The sequence below is a fragment of the Flavobacterium sp. MFBS3-15 genome, from assembly GCF_026107645.2.
Classification (GTDB): Bacteria; Bacteroidota; Bacteroidia; order Flavobacteriales; family Flavobacteriaceae; genus Flavobacterium.
On record NZ_JAPCHV010000014.1, the window covers coordinates 31,414 to 46,248 of the forward strand.

Sequence of the window (14,835 nt, forward strand, 5' to 3'; positions counted from 1 at the left end):
TATTACCTTAAAGATAATAACAACAAATGGAGTTATGATATTAATTACCAGCTATTTAACAAAATAGTTAAAGTTTTATTTAATAAATAATTACTTATTTAAACTGTAATTAATGCGTTATAGAACAAGGAAATTTATGCCCAGGTTGAGCGCATTGCGTACCGAATAAACTTCCGGAACGGTATTGTCTTTATAAATGCTGTTGAAACCTGTCTGGAAATCATATTCAATGTACAACTTTATAAATTTTGATACAGGTATCTTTGCCCCAATGCCAAAGGTAATCCCGAAATCCGTATCCCGGAAGGCCTCCTTTACATCGGCATCAAAGTTCTCCTCCCCGGCTTCCATCAAAAAGCCTGCATAAGTTCCAAAGTTCAGGTACCAGTTGCGTTTCCCTCCAAAATGCCAGCTTAGCATTACCGGGACAGTAATATAATTCAGGGTTACCTCTGCATTCCCCACTTCACCGCCCCTGAAAAACAGCGTACCGTTCTCCCATCCCTTAGAATCGTATATTACCTTGGTCTTTACACTCCAGCGGTTGGCAAAATTATAATCTGCTGAGGCAGAAAAATTCATGCTGTTATCCGTTTGAGCATCATACCGGTTATTTTCATAATTTACGGTTGAGCCACTCGTGCCAATGCCAAAACCCAATTCAAGGTCGCCTTTCACCTGCCCCACTGATACCGCACTAACAAGGGAAATAAGTACTAAATAAATATTTTTCATAGTGTATTTTAAGGTTACTCTTCCAGCATTTTTGCAAGTGCTTTCACTATATCCGCACGAAAGTATTTGAAAAGCCCGGTTGGCGGCTCGCCTACAGGAAGTACCATAAGCTTAAAGTATTCAGCGGGATAAGTAAAATTATCCTTATCCCTTTGATAATCTTCCATTCTCACAATAGTGATATGCAATGCCTGCTCGCCGGTTTCCGGATCATAGGCCGCCTCAATCGCATCTTCCCCATATGCAGGTGTTTTTTCTATTTTCTCACCTGAAATAAACTTGTTAAACCCATCGGTAACCGCAGCCATGTCAAGTTTAGCATGGTTATCCCTGCCATTAATGTTTACATTGCCGTCCCTGTCGATATAGACTATCTTATCCGCCAAGCTGTCTTCAGCTATCTTCGACCAGACAAAAATATTTATACTGTACAGTTGCTTATCCTTAGGTATAGACTGCCCGTTACAGATTACAGGAAAAGTAAACAGGAAAAGCAAAATGGCTTTCATAGTTATTTTTATTTCAAATATATAGGTTTTACTGACTGTTTTTTAAATAGGCAAAAAATATTTATCATTTTATTTGTATACATCTAAACAAAATGTATATTTGTACTATGTATAGTAAAGAACTTACCAAAGGAACACTGCTGCCGATTATCCTGAAGCTCCTCAGCCAAAGCGATAAAATGTACGGCTATGAGATAACTCAAAAAGTAAAAGAACTCACACGCGGCAAAATAGATATAAGCGAGGGCGCTCTCTACCCTATCCTGCACAAGCTGGAAGCCGACGGTATACTGGACACGGAAAAAGTCTACATAGGCAAGCGCGTACGCAAATACTACAAAGTAACCGGTACCGGCAAAAAAGCCGTACAAGACGTTACTGATGAGCTTAATGACTTCATAGCAACACTTTCATTGATATTTAACGAAAAACAACTTGCAAAATGATACTTACCGAAGAGCAAATAGAATATATTGCCAACAACCTTCAGTTTTATGGCCTGGCATCAGATGAACTGCGAAGCGATGTGCTGGACCATATATGCACCCATATAGAATCCGGTAATTTTAAAGATTTCGACACAGCGTATAATAGTGCGATACAGCAATTTGGCGGGTACCAGGCTTTGGGCAGCATAGAGCGCGACAGGTATCTCATGGTATCACTAAAGGGCACCCTGCTCAGGCAAAAGCTGGTTAATGTTACAGGCTGCATGTCTGCAATGTTGATTATGATTGGGATATTGTTCAAGTTTATGCACTGGCCCGGGGCAAGCATTACATTTTTTGTCGGTTGCCTGATATTTATACTTGCGTTTTTGCCACTTTACTTTTACCAGCGATACAAAAACTACCATAAAAAGATTATCTCACAATGAAGCAGCTCATATCATAAGCAACAAGGCTACGGTCTTTCTTTTTTGGAGTTAATACATTTAATTAAAATGCATTTTTAATATACAACAAATTCATTAACCGGCTGCAAAGCCATAAATCTTTACCTTATGAAAAAAAGTGTTTATGTATTCGGTTTTTTAGCAAGCTTTCTGCTTAGCTCCGGTATTATGTTTAAAATGATGCATTGGCCGTCGGCCAGCATCCAGCTCATCGTTGGGTTCATAGTACTCAACTTCGGTTTCCTGCCGGTATACTTTTACCAAAAAGCAAAGGCAGCACAATAGTTTTCCGTTTTTGAGTTGAGTTGATTATGGGCTTCGGCCCATTTTTTATTGATTGATCGTATCTTAATCTATCGTTTCAATCTGCCACGGCCGCTGCCTGCCGCCAAAGTTCCTTGCTTCTATGTAAATCTTTTTTACATTCGGAAAAGCCTCTTTTATCCTTTCCTCCAGGCCATTTATCGATTCAAACAATGCCTCAACAGTCATTTCTTTTTGGAACTCTACATCAAGGGCCAGCAGAATCTCATTGGGCGCCAGGTGCATGGTGAGCGGAAAGTAGAGTGTTTCCACGCGCTTATCGGCATTTACCAGATCGTAGATACCTTTCACAATTTCTGCATTCGCGCTTTCACCAACTAACAGCCCCTTGCTTTCTTTAACCATTGTAATGGCCACCAATATCAAAACTACACCTATAAGCATGGACGCTATTGCATCAAACATAGGCTCTTCAAAATAATGGCCCAGAAATACGCCTGCGAGGGCAATAAGCAAGCCTGCAATAGCTGCGCTTTCTTCATAGATAACTGCAAATAGCCCCGGATCTTTACTCATGCTCAGTTCTTGAAAAAAACTGAATTTCCCCTTCGTCTTGTTGAATTCGCGAACGGCATAAATAAGTGAAGAGCCCTCAAAAAGGATAGATACCCCGAGTACAATATAGTTCCAAAACGGGTCACGCATTTCCACAGGATGCTGCAGGTGGGTTACTCCCTCATAAAGTGACATTCCACCTCCGAGGGAAAAAACAAGTATGGCCACTATGAGCGACCAAAAATAAATTTCCTTGCCATGGCCAAAGGGATGCCCCCTGTCCGGGGGTCGCTGGCTGCGCTTCATGCCCAACAGGAGCAAAAGAGAGTTGCCGCTGTCGACAGTACTGTGGATGCCCTCGCTTATCATTGCTGAGCTGCCTGTTACCGACGCGGCAATAAATTTTACGATTGCAATGCCAATATTGGCCGCCAGTGCACCGTAAATAGCTATTTTAGAATTTCCTGTCATGGGCTTAAAAAAATCCCCAACATCATATGATATCGGGGATGAAACAATAACTAAATGAATACTTAGTTCGTATATCTTTCGTTGCTTTCTTCAAAATCCTCATCGTCACTGGAAACAGACTGGTTTTGGTCTTCGTCCAGGTCTACATTATCATCAAGCAGGTAATCGTCCTGGTTAAAAGCATCAGAATTGCGGCTGTTTCCACCTTCGTCATTCCATTGCCTTTTATTGCTGTCACTGCCAAAATCGGCATGATCAGAGTTTAGTGTCGGATCAGTATCTTCGGTATATTGCACACCGGGTTGTTCCATAGCAAGATATTTATCTGTTCCTTCGGTAGCATCGTCTTCAGTAGTGCTGCCTCCTGATGCATTCCTTCCGGCATTCAGACTGTCACTCCCTGAATTGTCATTATGCAACGCATCCCTGCCGGAACCATTATCCTGTCCCAGCGGATTACCCAACTGTTCATTTTCAGTGTTTTTTTTCCGGTCTTCCATAGCAATGCAGTTTAAGTTAGAAAAACAGCACCATGCTGATTTCGTTTAGCTTTGTAAGCTTCAAATTTGTCTTTAAAAGGTTCCTAAGCAGCAGGCTGCAGGAAAGCTCTTCTTCTTTAGCTTCTTTTTCAAATTCGGCAACTGCGTCCCTGTAAGACACAGCGTTGTGTGCGTTAAGGCTTTTGTCATGTGTATAAGTATGTTCCATGGCACAAAATATTGTATAGGTTAATAGGCGTTTTATGTTCTCCTAAATTACTCACTTAAATCGTAATTATACTATAAAAGAGTATTAAATTAAAGCCAAATCTTTTAATATTGCCGGTACTTCTGATAACCAATACCTTAGGAATTACTAATAACAATTCTTTTTCCGGTTATTTATTCCTTGCTTCATTCCCCTGTTACTTTACAGGATTTAAAAAAACTATAAGTAATATTTTTTTCTTATATTTACAGAAAATAATAGCCTAAATTATGAAACGTTCCGGCTCTGCCGACCTTCCGCTCCATGGCGGGCACGTACCTCCCTGGCTGTCTGAAAGAATGGCTAAGCTGGGCCTGGCTATTGTAGAGACCATTGCCATGGAGTTCTCAACTTCAGCCGTTATCAGCAAGCTGGCAAATCCTTTCTGGTTTCAAAGCTTTGGCGCTGTAATGGGTATGGACTGGCATTCGTCGGGCATTACCACATCTGTACTCGGAGCTTTGAAACGTTCCGTCAACCCGCATGCAAAAGAACTTGGCATTTACATTTGCGGGGGTAAGGGAAAACACTCCATGAAAACGCCGGAAGAGCTTCTGGCTGTAGGCAATCGCACCGGGCTCGACGGTACAAAGCTTGCAGGCTTGAGCCGGCTGACCGCAAAGGTAGACAATACCGCCATCCAGGATGGGTTCCAACTCTACCAGCACAATTTTATCGTTAACAGCAAAGGCGATTGGTGCGTGATCCAGCAAGGAATGAATAACACTTCGGGCACAGCAAGGCGCTACCATTGGCACAGCGAAAACCTTCAGTCATTCATCAACGAGCCCCACACATTCATTTACGGGGAAAATCGTGGAAGGATACTTAATCTTACCGCAGCAGAGGCAGCATCTACCCGCGAAAAATCACTTCTCATCGTAAACGAGCATCCCGATAAAATTATAAGGGAAATCGTCCATCTTACTATGCCTTCCCATCACGATGTCCGAAAGAAGGATGTAAATATGAAACGCCTTGGGGCGATGTTGTGGCTCGCCCATGAAAAAAAACCTGAAGATTTTAAGGAACTGCTGATGCTGAAAGGTATGGGGCCAAGAACGTTACAATCGGTAGCCCTGGTAAGCGAGATAATTTACGGCACTCCTACCCGCTTTGACGATCCAGCACGTTTTTCCTTTGCCCATGGCGGCAAGGATGGCCACCCCTTTCCTGTGCCGGTTAAAGTATTTGATGAAACAATAGCTACTTTGCAAACTGCCATACACCGCGCTAAGATTGGTAATAGCGACAAAATGCAGGCTATCAAAAAACTGTCAGAACTTTCATGGCAGGCCGAGAAGGATTTTACACCGAATGATAACTTCGATGCAGTTATTCAAAAAGAGCGTGATGAATCATACAAATATGGTGGCCGTACCGTTTTTGGCCACGCAAAGCCAGCCAAAGGGGCTGACGGATGTCAATTACAGCTTTTTTAATGCTATCGGCTCCTCGTCGTCCTCGCCTTCCTTATACTTATGGAAAATCCGGCCAATCATGACAGTTAAGCGGTTTTTATAGTCTTCTATTAGCCACTCACGGTAATTCTTGGTGGTCTTGGAGAGGAGTTTTGAGTACTTTTTAACGCGATATTCTATGTCGCCATCGAGTAGTTTTGCCAACTTACGCGCTTCAGATATAGTATCTGCATTCTCAATACACATGAATGCATGCTGGCGTATGGAGTGTTCAATCACCGTTTTGGGCTTATGCTTTTCTTCCATCGCTTTCCTGAATTCTTCCTCCACGTCAAAACTCACATCTATGGTCTTTTCAAATTTTGCACGTATTTCGTCGGTCATGGCGTACACATGATAGCTTTCTATTTCGGCATCGGTACGGATGTTCTCCAGGAATTGTTCGGGGTTTTTAAAGATATACTGCCAGTCTATCGGATCACTCCATAGCCCGAAGCGCTGGGCATTGTTGCCAAGGTCGATTACGGTAAAAATATCCTTGCCGGGCAGTTTACGCGATCCGCGGCCAATCATCTGGAAATACAGCGTCAGGGAGCGTGTGGCCCGGTTCAGTATTATTGCCTCTACGGTGGGCTCATCAAAACCGGTAGTCAATATGGATACCGAAGTCAGTATCGCATCAGGTGTTTTATGGAACCAGCTTAATATCTTTTTACGCTCAATGTCGGGCGTTCGGTTGTCAAGGTGCTTTATGGGTAAGCCAGCGGCTTTAAAGGTTTCATATACATAGAGCGAGGTATTGATACCATTATTGAAAATAAGGGTCTTTTTCCCTTTTGCCCGCGAATCATAAGATTGCAAAAGCAAATCCTGCATGGATGAACGGGAATACAGTTCGTCTGATGAGCTGACAGTATAATCACCATTAATGCCCAGCTTCAGCGAAGTTAGCTCCACATCATAACCATACATAACAGCTTTTGCCAGATAGCTTTTATTGATAAGCGACTGAATAGGCTCTCCCACAATAAGCTCATTATATGTCTCATACATTGGCAAATCGATATTAGAACTCAGGGGGGTTGCCGTTACGCCAAGAAACAGGGAATCTTTAAAGTAGGTGAACAGCTTGCGGAAAGAGTTATAATGGGCTTCATCAACAATTACAAGTCCCACATAATCCATATGAAACTTTTTATCCTTCAGCCGGTTGTTGAGCGTTTCTACCATAGCTACATAACATGAATAGTCATTGTCATATGGCAGGTCCTTAACAGCACTGTCAATGATAGTATTTTTTACACCAAAGCTTTTCAGCATCTGCGAAGTCTGCTTGCTTAGTTCGATCCGATGGGTAAGCACAAGTACTTTGCGGTCATACTTTTCTATAAAACGGCGGGCAATTTCTGAGAAGATCACCGTCTTCCCTCCCCCCGTGGGTAGCTGGTAAAGCAGGTGGTAGTTACCGGGCTTGCCTTCAAACTTCTCAAAAATGGCGTCTATATCTTCCTGTTGGTAGTGGTACAGTTCTTTCCTGTCTTCAGCGTCGTCTCTTTCCATGTGTTGTGTCAATCCTCAAAAATATAGATTTACATCGATTTATTTGTTTACGAAATCATAAAGATTGTTCTTTAATTTAAAAATATTACAACATTTTACAATATGATTATTATTCAGTGATTTATCCTTAAATTTGAAAAAATGAAGGAGGGATTTATGCTGAATTATGACAGTACTTCAATTCCGGAAGCTACGGATATCCAAAATGAAATGCGGCACAGTGTTTCATTAGTAACCGATACGCGCAATATCACTACGATTGCGGGGGGCGACATATCGCACAACAAAGATACCGACACGATATATGCCGGCATTGTAGTCCTCTCCTATCCCGCTATGCAATTATTATCCTACTCGCTAGTAATCGCCGAAACAAAATTCCCTTATGTACCCCAATACCTCGGCTTTCGGGAAGTACCGGCATTACTGAAAGCCTGGGAACAGCTTCCTCAAAAGCCCAATGTGATCGTACTCGACGGCCAGGGTGTAACCCACCCAAGGCGCATGGGCATCGCCTCTCATTTTGGCGTATTGGCCAACCACGCTGCTATAGGATGTGCCAAGAACATGCTCTTTGGCAGTTATTCCCCACTGGGTCTGGAGAAAATGAGTACAAGCCCTATCAGCAGCTACAACGAGGTCATGGGATATGCTTTACGTACCAAATCCGGTGTAAAGCCCGTATATATTTCGCCGGGACATAAGGTCTCGGTAAAAGACAGCCTTGCAGTAATGAAAAAATGTGTGCTGAAACATCGGATTCCCGAACCCACCCGCCTGGCACATGAAAAAGTTAACCTCTTCAGGGTTGGAAAACTGAAAGAAGGGTATCATGAAGAGAATGTTCAGGGAGTATTATTTTAAATCTATTGCCCGGCAATTAATTAAACAGGAAAAACTGCTTTGAAATAACACTGTTACAGGACTTAGTGCCAAACTTTTCAACCAACCTAAAAATTCAATACCTTTGCCGTTCAATTTTTTATAATGAGATTACACAGGAATTTAGTTTTTACGGTTATCGATTCACTCGGTTTTATCTTTAATGATGGCGAATATGCCGATAAAGTTGTGGCGCGCGCCCTGAAGAAAGATAAACGCTGGGGCAGTGCCGACCGCAAATTTGTAGCCGAAACCATATATGAAATAGTACGCTGGAAAAGGCTTTATGCCGAAATTGCCGAAGTCAGGGAACCATATGACCGTGATAACCTATGGCGCATTTTTGCCGTATGGGCAGTGCTTCGCGGCATAACCCTGCCGGACTGGAAATATTTTGAAGAAACTCCCGTACGCCGCATCAAAGGCCGTTTTGACGAGCTTTCGAAAGTGCGTAAGTACCGTGAATCCATTCCTGACTGGATGGACGAACTGGGCGTAAAAGAGCTTGGAGAAAAGAAATGGGAAAAGGAACTTTCTGCACAAAACGAACAGGCTAAGGTAATCCTCCGTGTCAACACACTCAAAACAACGCGCGATAAACTGAGGGCAATACTCATGGACCTCAATATTGTTACTGAAGCGCCGAAAGAATATCCTGATGCACTGATATTAAAAGAGCGTGCGAATGTCTTCCTTACCGATGCTTTTAAGGAAGGGCTGTTTGAAGTGCAGGATGCATCTTCTCAGCTTGTTGCACGATTCCTTGAAGTGGAGCCGGGCATGCGCGTGGTAGATACCTGTGCCGGTGCCGGCGGAAAGACCCTGCACATGGCATCGCTAATGGAAAATAAAGGCCAGCTCATAGCCATGGACCTTTATGAAAGCAAACTAAAGCAACTGAAGCTCCGTGCCAAGCGCGATGGCGCTTTCAATATTGAATACCGCATTATCGACAGCACCAAAGTTATAAAGAAACTACACGAAAAAGCCGATCGCGTGCTTATTGACGCGCCGTGCAGCGGCCTCGGTGTACTCAAGCGTAATCCGGACAGTAAATGGAAGCTGCAGCCCGAGTTTGTAGACAACATCAGGAAAACGCAGGCAGAAGTTTTGGAAAGCTATTCCAAAATCGTGAAACCCGGCGGAAAACTGGTGTATGCCACCTGCTCAGTACTTCCATCCGAAAATGAGCAGCAGGTAAAACATTTCCTTACAACAGAAATAGGCAAGGAATTCACCTTTGTAAAAGAGAATAAAGTACTGGCTTCAGAAAGCGGCTTTGACGGATTTTACATGGCCCTGCTTGAACGAAAAAAATAACATTCACTATTTACGATGTTAAATTCCAGGCGATATTAAAATAATCGTCCTACATTTGACATCCAAAATTTTTACAATGAAAAGAATTACTACTTTTTTGCTGGCCACAATTACCGGTTTTGCGTTTGCCCAGGATGGTGCACCTGCATCGCCTTACTATAATGGCTTTAACTTTAACCAGACCGGTACAGCACTCAAAAATGCATTGGCCACAAAAATTACCAATACACACGTTGACCAACTTACCTATTCTCAATTATGGGATGCGTTGAAAATCGTTGACCGTGACCCGGATGCCCCGTCTACAAATGTATTACTTGTCTATGGCTTTAGTTCCGGACTTTGTCCTGCCGCCTCTTCGAGCGACAACGACCATAGAAGAAGGAACAAGGAAAGCAACGGTGGCGCTACAAGCTGTGAGTGGAACAGGGAACACGTTTACCCGCAATCATTAGGCAATCCTGATCTTGGACAGGATGGTCCCGGTGCTGATGCCCATCACCTGCGCGCCTGCGATGTAGACCGTAACGGGCAGCGCGGTAATAAATTATATGTGGATGGCAGCGGCAACTCAGGTTCGGTGGGTTCTGGATGGTATCCCGGCGATGAGTGGAAAGGCGATGTGGCAAGGATTCTCATGTATATGTACCTGCGTTATGGCAACCAATGCATCCCAAAGGTAGTGGTTAACGGAGCTACTGTATCTACTGATAACAACATGCCTTTACTACTTTTGGAATGGAATGCCGAAGATCCTGTTACCCCTTTTGAAGACTACAGGAACACCTATCTTGGCAATGCCAACAATGCTTACGGACAAGGCAACCGCAACCCTTTTATTGACAATCCTTACCTTGCCACCGTTATATGGGGCGGGCCTGTTGCACAAGACCGTTGGGGCATAGCCGGCGTAGAGGATCTTTTGGCTACAAGCCTGGCTGTTTACCCTAACCCTGCGGTGAACAATGAGGTAAATATCTATTCGGAAGCTGAACTTGACGAAATACAGCTTATCAACCTGAACGGGCAGCTGATACAATACATCAAAAAACCTAAAGGCGAAAGCAACACCTACAGGATAGAAGACCTTCCGCAAGGCTTCTACCTGCTCAGGGTTACAGCAGACGAAAAGACAGCCACGAAAAAAATAGTGGTTAACTAATACCAAAAAAGCTGTCCTTACGGGCAGCTTTTTTCATTTCAATATTTCAGCTACTAAGCAGCTAAGAACCTCAATATCTTTATTAGGTTTTCAATTTCTTCTTCCTTGCCGCGGGGAATAATACATTGTTCAGGATAAGCCTGTAGCCCGGTGAATTGGGATGCAGGTCGAGCACTGTAGGTGCATCCCCTACCCTGTGCTGGTAATCTTCAGGATCATGGCCACCATAGTAGGTAAACATACCTTTGCCCTTAGTACCGTGGATGTAGCGTGCTTCACCAGTCTGCTTGTTCTCGCCCATAACCAGAACATTTGACTTCACCTTATCAGAATAATAAGCTGTAGTCTGACCCATGAATCCCTTGACAAGCATGGTATGATTCTGGCACAGCATCGATGGGATCGGATCCCACTTTGCGGAATATTCCATTAGCGTAAAATAATCATTATCAGGAAGTATGGCGCGTTTATTTGTAGTATCGATGTCCGAAAACTCGTATACCATAGGATTGCGTTCCAAAATAAAATCTTTAAAGGCAAAGGAGTTATTATAATCAATTTTCGACTGGTAGTTGGCCTCACTGGCATCGCCGTCGAACATAGGTTCGCAAATGTCCACACCTTCTGCCGAAAGCGCGATATCAAAGCTGTCCGTAGCCGAGCACATGGCAAACATGAAGCCGCCCCCCACAACAAAGTTCCTGATCTTTTGGGCTACGGCAAGTTTTTCATCCGAAACCTTATCATAACCCAGTTTGGAGGCAAGTACTTCTGCCGCCTTCTTCTGTTCAATGTACCACGGCGCATTGCGGTACATCCCAAAGAATTTGCCATACTGCCCCGTAAAATCTTCGTGGTGCAGGTGTAGCCAGTCATACAGCAACAAAGCATCACTCAAAACCTCCTCATCATATATGGGTGTAAAGGGTATTTCGGCATAGCTAAGCACTAACGTTACCGCATCATCCCAGGGCTGCTTGCCATCAGGCGTATACACTGCAATCTTGGGCGCTTTCTCAAGTACTACATTTTCCATGTTTTGAGAGGGGCTGCTTATCTCGTCAAGAATGCTGTTTGCCTCACTGTCGCTTATCACTTCAAAACTCACGCCGCGTATTTGGCATTCGCGCCTTATCTCATCCGCATCGGGCAGCAGGAAGGAGCCCCCCCGGTAATTGAGCAGCCAGTTGGCTTTATAACTTTTGTCAAGTGCCCAATAGGTGATACCATAGGCTTTAAGGTGGTTTTGCTGCGTGCTCTCGTCCATCGGCAGCAGTATCATCGAAGCTTTAGCGCCAGATGAAACGACAAGCAGGAAAAGTATAAGGATTTTCTTTACTGGCATTTTCTTATTCTTATGTATTTTCAAAGATAGCAAATAGATAGTTCTATCTATAACTTGAAGAAAGGGAAATTATTATTCATTGACCATCTTGGATAATTGAACCCAACAAAAAAGCGCATCCTTCAATGCGCTTTCTGTTTACTCTTTTATCGAAATCAATTCGGCGCCGTGCACCACCATTTCCAGGATTGTTTCATTCAGTTCAAATTCGTTAGTCGTTTTTCCCATAATGTCGGTATTAGTTTTAGTATGTTTTTAGAATGGCACATCGTCGTCGCCATCATTACTGTTCATGTTGCTGCCAAAGGCTTCATTGGCCGAAGGCAGGTTTTTGGTGATAAACGCAGTGTTGTCGTTCATGCTCGAAGGCAGGTCAGTAAAAGGCGAACCAAAATCATCAAGGTTATCGAACTTACCAAGGCTTCCGATGAACTTCAGCCTGATATTGTCAAGCCCGCCGTTACGGTGCTTGGCCACAATAAACTCGGCCTGGCCCTGTGTTGGCGACTGCTCCTCATCGTCCCACTCTTCGATCTTATAGTATTCCGGGCGATAGATGAACGATACGATATCCGCATCCTGCTCAATCGCACCCGATTCCCTAAGGTCGGAAAGGAGTGGCCTTTTGCTCGACCCACGCGTTTCCACCGCACGCGAAAGCTGCGAAAGGGCGATAACCGGTACTTCCAGTTCTTTTGCCAATGCTTTAAGGTTTCGGGAAATGGTCGAGATCTCCTGTTCACGGTTCCCCCCACCCTTTCCGCTGCCACCGGCCGTCATCAGCTGGAGGTAGTCGATGATAATCATCCTGATGCCAAACTGCGATGACAGCCTCCGCGCCTTAGCCCTGAGGTCAAAGATCGATAGTGAAGGCGTATCGTCAATATAAAGCGGTGCTTTTTCAAGGTCTTTTACCTTGATGCTCAACTGTTCCCACTCGTGTTTTTCAAGTTTACCGGTACGCAGCTTTTCTGACGAAAGCCCTGTCTCACTGGAAATCAGACGCGTAATAAGCTGGACAGATGACATCTCCAGGGAGAATACTGCCACCGGGTGGTTGAAGTCGATAGCAATATTTCTGGCCATGGAAAGGACGAACGCGGTCTTACCCATACCCGGCCTTGCCGCAATAATGATAAGGTCGCTTGGCTGCCATCCCGAAGTGAGCTTGTCCAGATCATGGAAACCTGTAGCAATACCGCTAAGGCCTTCTTTATTAGCAATCTCCTCAATGCGCTTTTTAGCCTGAATAACGAGGCTTTGAGCGGTTTCAGAGCTACGCTTGATGTTGCCCTGTGTTACTTCATACAGGCGTGATTCAGCCTTGTCAAGCAAATCGAATACATCGGTAGTCTCGTCATACGATTCCTCAATGATTTCGCTGGATATTTTTATAAGGCTGCGCTGTATATATTTTTGAAGTATGATACGCGAGTGGAACTCTATGTGAGCCGATGAGGATATCTTTTGCGTAAGCTGTATCAGGTAGAAATCGCCGCCTGCCAGTTCCAGCTTGCCCATTTTTTTGAGCTGCGCCGAAACGGTTAATAAGTCAATGGGCTGGGTATCGTTGAAAAGCGCTACAATGGCTTCAAAAATATGCTTGTGGCCGTCTTTATAGAACGCATCAGGCTGGAGGATGTCGATAACCTCATCAACCCCCTTTTTGTCGATCATCATAGCACCCAATACCGCCTCTTCAAGGTCGAGCGCCTGCGGTGGCAGCTTGCCTTTCTCGAGGTTGATAATGGTTGCCTTATCAACTTTTACGGGGTTTATATTCCTGATATTTTCCATATTGCGAATGTAAATAAATTTGAAGGGAAAAGGTTAAGTAATTGTTAAGTGTAATCGTTCAAAAAGTGTTGAAAACCTGTTGATAAACAAGTCTTTCCTGTTGAAAACCCAAAAAAAATCCGAAGCAGCAAGGCTTCGGACGTTTTATGCATTTCCTGCCCTGTTATTCCTTGTACTCACCCATTTTACTGTATTTATCCATCCTTTGTGCTACAAGCTCGGATGTTGATAAATCTTTGAGTTCGTTATAGCCTTTCAGTATGTATTCTTCTACGCTTTTAAAAGCGGTTTCCCTGTCGTAGTGCGCTCCTCCCAGTGGCTCAGGGATTATGTCGTCGATCAGGTTTTGTTTTTTCATGTCATACGATGTCAGCTTCAATGCCTCGGCGGCCTGCTCTTTATATTCCCAGCTCCTCCAAAGGATTGATGAACAGGATTCTGGCGATATGACCGAGTACCATGTATTCTCCATCATGTACACTTTATCGCCAACGCCTATACCCAATGCACCTCCTGATGCACCCTCTCCTACTATTATAGTAATAATAGGGGTTTTAAGACGTACCATCTCAAGAATGTTCCTTGCAATGGCTTCGCCCTGCCCGCGCTCTTCGGCTTCAAGTCCAGGATAAGCTCCCGGAGTATCCACCAAAGTCACAACCGGTATGCCGAATTTTTCAGCCATCTTCATCAGCCTTAAGGCCTTGCGGTAACCTTCAGGGTTGGCCATACCGAAATTGCGGTACTGCCTCGTTTTGGTATTATAACCCTTCTGCTGGCCGATGATCATGAATGACTGTCCGCCAATCTTACCCAGCCCGCCTATCATCGCCTTATCGTCTTTGAAAGCACGGTCTCCAAACAGCTCCAAGAAGGTATTACCTGTAAGGGCACGCACGTGGTCCATGGTGTAAGGACGGCTCGGATGCCTTGACAGCTGTACCCTTTGCCATGCAGTAAGATTCTTGTATATTTTTTTCTTGGTCTCTTCGAGTTTTTTTTCGATCTGCTTGCAGGTGTTGGACACGTCGACATCACTTTCCTGTCCAATGATCGTACACTTATCCAACTGGTCCTCAAGCTCCTTGATAGGGAGTTCAAAATCTAAATATTCCATAGTATGGGCAGATTTTCATTTTTGGTTCGAACTACAAAGATAAAAGTTTCATTTG

The 14,835-nt window shown here is 44.0% G+C and carries 16 protein-coding genes; 7 read left to right on the top strand and 9 right to left on the bottom strand.

The annotated features are described in order from the left end of the window. Window positions 1-117 precede the first annotated feature (117 nt). Together OGH69_RS12855 and OGH69_RS12860 are read right to left on the bottom strand one after the other, a co-directional pair. Window positions 118-735: a porin family protein gene (locus OGH69_RS12855; protein ID WP_265174886.1), complete on the bottom strand. Its 618-nt coding sequence runs from the start codon at window positions 733-735 to the stop codon at window positions 118-120. 14 nt (window positions 736-749) lie between these two features. After that, entirely contained in the window at window positions 750-1,244 is a 495-nt protein-coding gene (locus tag OGH69_RS12860) for a hypothetical protein (protein ID WP_265174887.1), read from the bottom strand. 107 nt (window positions 1,245-1,351) lie between these two features. Between OGH69_RS12860 and OGH69_RS12865 the strand changes: the two genes are divergently transcribed. The 3 genes from OGH69_RS12865 to OGH69_RS12875 all read left to right on the top strand — a co-directional run bounded on the left by OGH69_RS12865 (window position 1,352) and on the right by OGH69_RS12875 (window position 2,424). Continuing rightward, complete coding sequence (locus tag OGH69_RS12865) at window positions 1,352-1,690, top strand: PadR family transcriptional regulator (protein ID WP_265174888.1); 339 nt, start codon at window positions 1,352-1,354, stop codon at window positions 1,688-1,690. Continuing rightward, on the top strand, window positions 1,687-2,121 hold the full coding sequence (locus OGH69_RS12870) for a GldL-related protein (RefSeq protein WP_265174889.1): 435 nt from the start codon (window positions 1,687-1,689) through the stop codon (window positions 2,119-2,121). The genes OGH69_RS12865 and OGH69_RS12870 overlap by 4 nt, the downstream gene beginning before the upstream one ends. A gap of 126 nt (window positions 2,122-2,247) precedes the next feature. Next, window positions 2,248-2,424 (top strand): GldL-related protein, encoded by a 177-nt coding sequence (locus tag OGH69_RS12875; RefSeq protein WP_265174890.1) that lies wholly within the window; start codon window positions 2,248-2,250, stop codon window positions 2,422-2,424. 63 nt (window positions 2,425-2,487) lie between these two features. Here OGH69_RS12875 and OGH69_RS12880 read toward each other — a convergent pair whose 3' ends face one another. The 3 genes from OGH69_RS12880 to OGH69_RS12890 all read right to left on the bottom strand — a co-directional run bounded on the left by OGH69_RS12880 (window position 2,488) and on the right by OGH69_RS12890 (window position 4,137). Then, window positions 2,488-3,429 carry a cation diffusion facilitator family transporter gene (locus OGH69_RS12880; RefSeq protein ID WP_265174891.1) on the bottom strand — a complete coding sequence of 314 codons (942 nt, stop codon included), beginning with the start codon at window positions 3,427-3,429 and terminating at the stop codon, window positions 2,488-2,490. 62 nt (window positions 3,430-3,491) lie between these two features. Further along, window positions 3,492-3,929: a hypothetical protein gene (locus tag OGH69_RS12885; RefSeq protein WP_265174892.1), complete on the bottom strand. Its 438-nt coding sequence runs from the start codon at window positions 3,927-3,929 to the stop codon at window positions 3,492-3,494. 16 nt (window positions 3,930-3,945) lie between these two features. Then, entirely contained in the window at window positions 3,946-4,137 is a 192-nt protein-coding gene (locus tag OGH69_RS12890; protein ID WP_265174893.1) for a hypothetical protein, read from the bottom strand. A 269-nt stretch (window positions 4,138-4,406) separates the two neighbouring features. Between OGH69_RS12890 and OGH69_RS12895 the strand changes: the two genes are divergently transcribed. Continuing rightward, window positions 4,407-5,618 carry a DUF763 domain-containing protein gene (locus OGH69_RS12895; protein WP_265174894.1) on the top strand — a complete coding sequence of 404 codons (1,212 nt, stop codon included), beginning with the start codon at window positions 4,407-4,409 and terminating at the stop codon, window positions 5,616-5,618. Here the strand turns inward: OGH69_RS12895 and OGH69_RS12900 are convergent. Then, the gene (locus tag OGH69_RS12900; RefSeq protein WP_265174895.1) at window positions 5,604-7,157 is read right to left on the bottom strand and encodes a DEAD/DEAH box helicase; all 1,554 of its coding nucleotides are present in this window, start codon (window positions 7,155-7,157) and stop codon (window positions 5,604-5,606) included. The two genes, OGH69_RS12895 and OGH69_RS12900, sit on opposite strands and share 15 nt — an antisense overlap. Before the next feature lie 141 nt (window positions 7,158-7,298). On the opposite strand from OGH69_RS12900, the gene nfi reads away from it, so the two are divergent. From nfi to OGH69_RS12915, 3 genes are all read left to right on the top strand, one after another. Then, a complete protein-coding gene (gene nfi / locus OGH69_RS12905) occupies window positions 7,299-8,021 on the top strand; it encodes a deoxyribonuclease V (RefSeq protein WP_265174896.1) in 723 nt (240 codons plus the stop codon). 123 nt (window positions 8,022-8,144) lie between these two features. Next, window positions 8,145-9,359: an RsmB/NOP family class I SAM-dependent RNA methyltransferase gene (locus OGH69_RS12910; protein ID WP_265174897.1), complete on the top strand. Its 1,215-nt coding sequence runs from the start codon at window positions 8,145-8,147 to the stop codon at window positions 9,357-9,359. Window positions 9,360-9,435: 76 nt separating this feature from the next. Continuing rightward, window positions 9,436-10,521, top strand: coding sequence for an endonuclease (locus OGH69_RS12915; protein WP_265174898.1), 1,086 nt, complete (start codon window positions 9,436-9,438; stop codon window positions 10,519-10,521). Between the two features lie 82 nt (window positions 10,522-10,603). Here the strand turns inward: OGH69_RS12915 and OGH69_RS12920 are convergent, their stop codons facing one another. The 3 genes from OGH69_RS12920 to OGH69_RS12930 all read right to left on the bottom strand — a co-directional run bounded on the left by OGH69_RS12920 (window position 10,604) and on the right by OGH69_RS12930 (window position 14,780). Continuing rightward, on the bottom strand, window positions 10,604-11,866 hold the full coding sequence (locus tag OGH69_RS12920) for an asparagine synthetase B (RefSeq protein WP_265174899.1): 1,263 nt from the start codon (window positions 11,864-11,866) through the stop codon (window positions 10,604-10,606). Window positions 11,867-12,121: 255 nt separating this feature from the next. Further along, complete coding sequence (gene dnaB, locus OGH69_RS12925) at window positions 12,122-13,663, bottom strand: replicative DNA helicase (protein ID WP_265174900.1); 1,542 nt, start codon at window positions 13,661-13,663, stop codon at window positions 12,122-12,124. 163 nt (window positions 13,664-13,826) lie between these two features. Continuing rightward, complete coding sequence (locus OGH69_RS12930) at window positions 13,827-14,780, bottom strand: acetyl-CoA carboxylase carboxyltransferase subunit alpha (protein WP_265174901.1); 954 nt, start codon at window positions 14,778-14,780, stop codon at window positions 13,827-13,829. Window positions 14,781-14,835 lie beyond the last annotated feature (55 nt).

What these genes read in the sequence shown, in the direction of transcription:
- OGH69_RS12855 (WP_265174886.1), bottom strand. Translation starts at nt 735, where the DNA reads ATGAAAAATATTTATTTAGTACTTATTTCCCTTGTTAGTGCGGTATCA.
- OGH69_RS12860 (WP_265174887.1), bottom strand. Translation starts at nt 1,244, where the DNA reads ATGAAAGCCATTTTGCTTTTCCTGTTTACTTTTCCTGTAATCTGTAAC.
- OGH69_RS12865 (WP_265174888.1), top strand. Translation starts at nt 1,352, where the DNA reads ATGTATAGTAAAGAACTTACCAAAGGAACACTGCTGCCGATTATCCTG.
- OGH69_RS12870 (WP_265174889.1), top strand. Translation starts at nt 1,687, where the DNA reads ATGATACTTACCGAAGAGCAAATAGAATATATTGCCAACAACCTTCAG.
- OGH69_RS12875 (WP_265174890.1), top strand. Translation starts at nt 2,248, where the DNA reads ATGAAAAAAAGTGTTTATGTATTCGGTTTTTTAGCAAGCTTTCTGCTT.
- OGH69_RS12880 (WP_265174891.1), bottom strand. Translation starts at nt 3,429, where the DNA reads ATGACAGGAAATTCTAAAATAGCTATTTACGGTGCACTGGCGGCCAAT.
- OGH69_RS12885 (WP_265174892.1), bottom strand. Translation starts at nt 3,929, where the DNA reads ATGGAAGACCGGAAAAAAAACACTGAAAATGAACAGTTGGGTAATCCG.
- OGH69_RS12890 (WP_265174893.1), bottom strand. Translation starts at nt 4,137, where the DNA reads ATGGAACATACTTATACACATGACAAAAGCCTTAACGCACACAACGCT.
- OGH69_RS12895 (WP_265174894.1), top strand. Translation starts at nt 4,407, where the DNA reads ATGAAACGTTCCGGCTCTGCCGACCTTCCGCTCCATGGCGGGCACGTA.
- OGH69_RS12900 (WP_265174895.1), bottom strand. Translation starts at nt 7,157, where the DNA reads ATGGAAAGAGACGACGCTGAAGACAGGAAAGAACTGTACCACTACCAA.
- nfi (WP_265174896.1), top strand. Translation starts at nt 7,299, where the DNA reads ATGAAGGAGGGATTTATGCTGAATTATGACAGTACTTCAATTCCGGAA.
- OGH69_RS12910 (WP_265174897.1), top strand. Translation starts at nt 8,145, where the DNA reads ATGAGATTACACAGGAATTTAGTTTTTACGGTTATCGATTCACTCGGT.
- OGH69_RS12915 (WP_265174898.1), top strand. Translation starts at nt 9,436, where the DNA reads ATGAAAAGAATTACTACTTTTTTGCTGGCCACAATTACCGGTTTTGCG.
- OGH69_RS12920 (WP_265174899.1), bottom strand. Translation starts at nt 11,866, where the DNA reads ATGCCAGTAAAGAAAATCCTTATACTTTTCCTGCTTGTCGTTTCATCT.
- dnaB (WP_265174900.1), bottom strand. Translation starts at nt 13,663, where the DNA reads ATGGAAAATATCAGGAATATAAACCCCGTAAAAGTTGATAAGGCAACC.
- OGH69_RS12930 (WP_265174901.1), bottom strand. Translation starts at nt 14,780, where the DNA reads ATGGAATATTTAGATTTTGAACTCCCTATCAAGGAGCTTGAGGACCAG.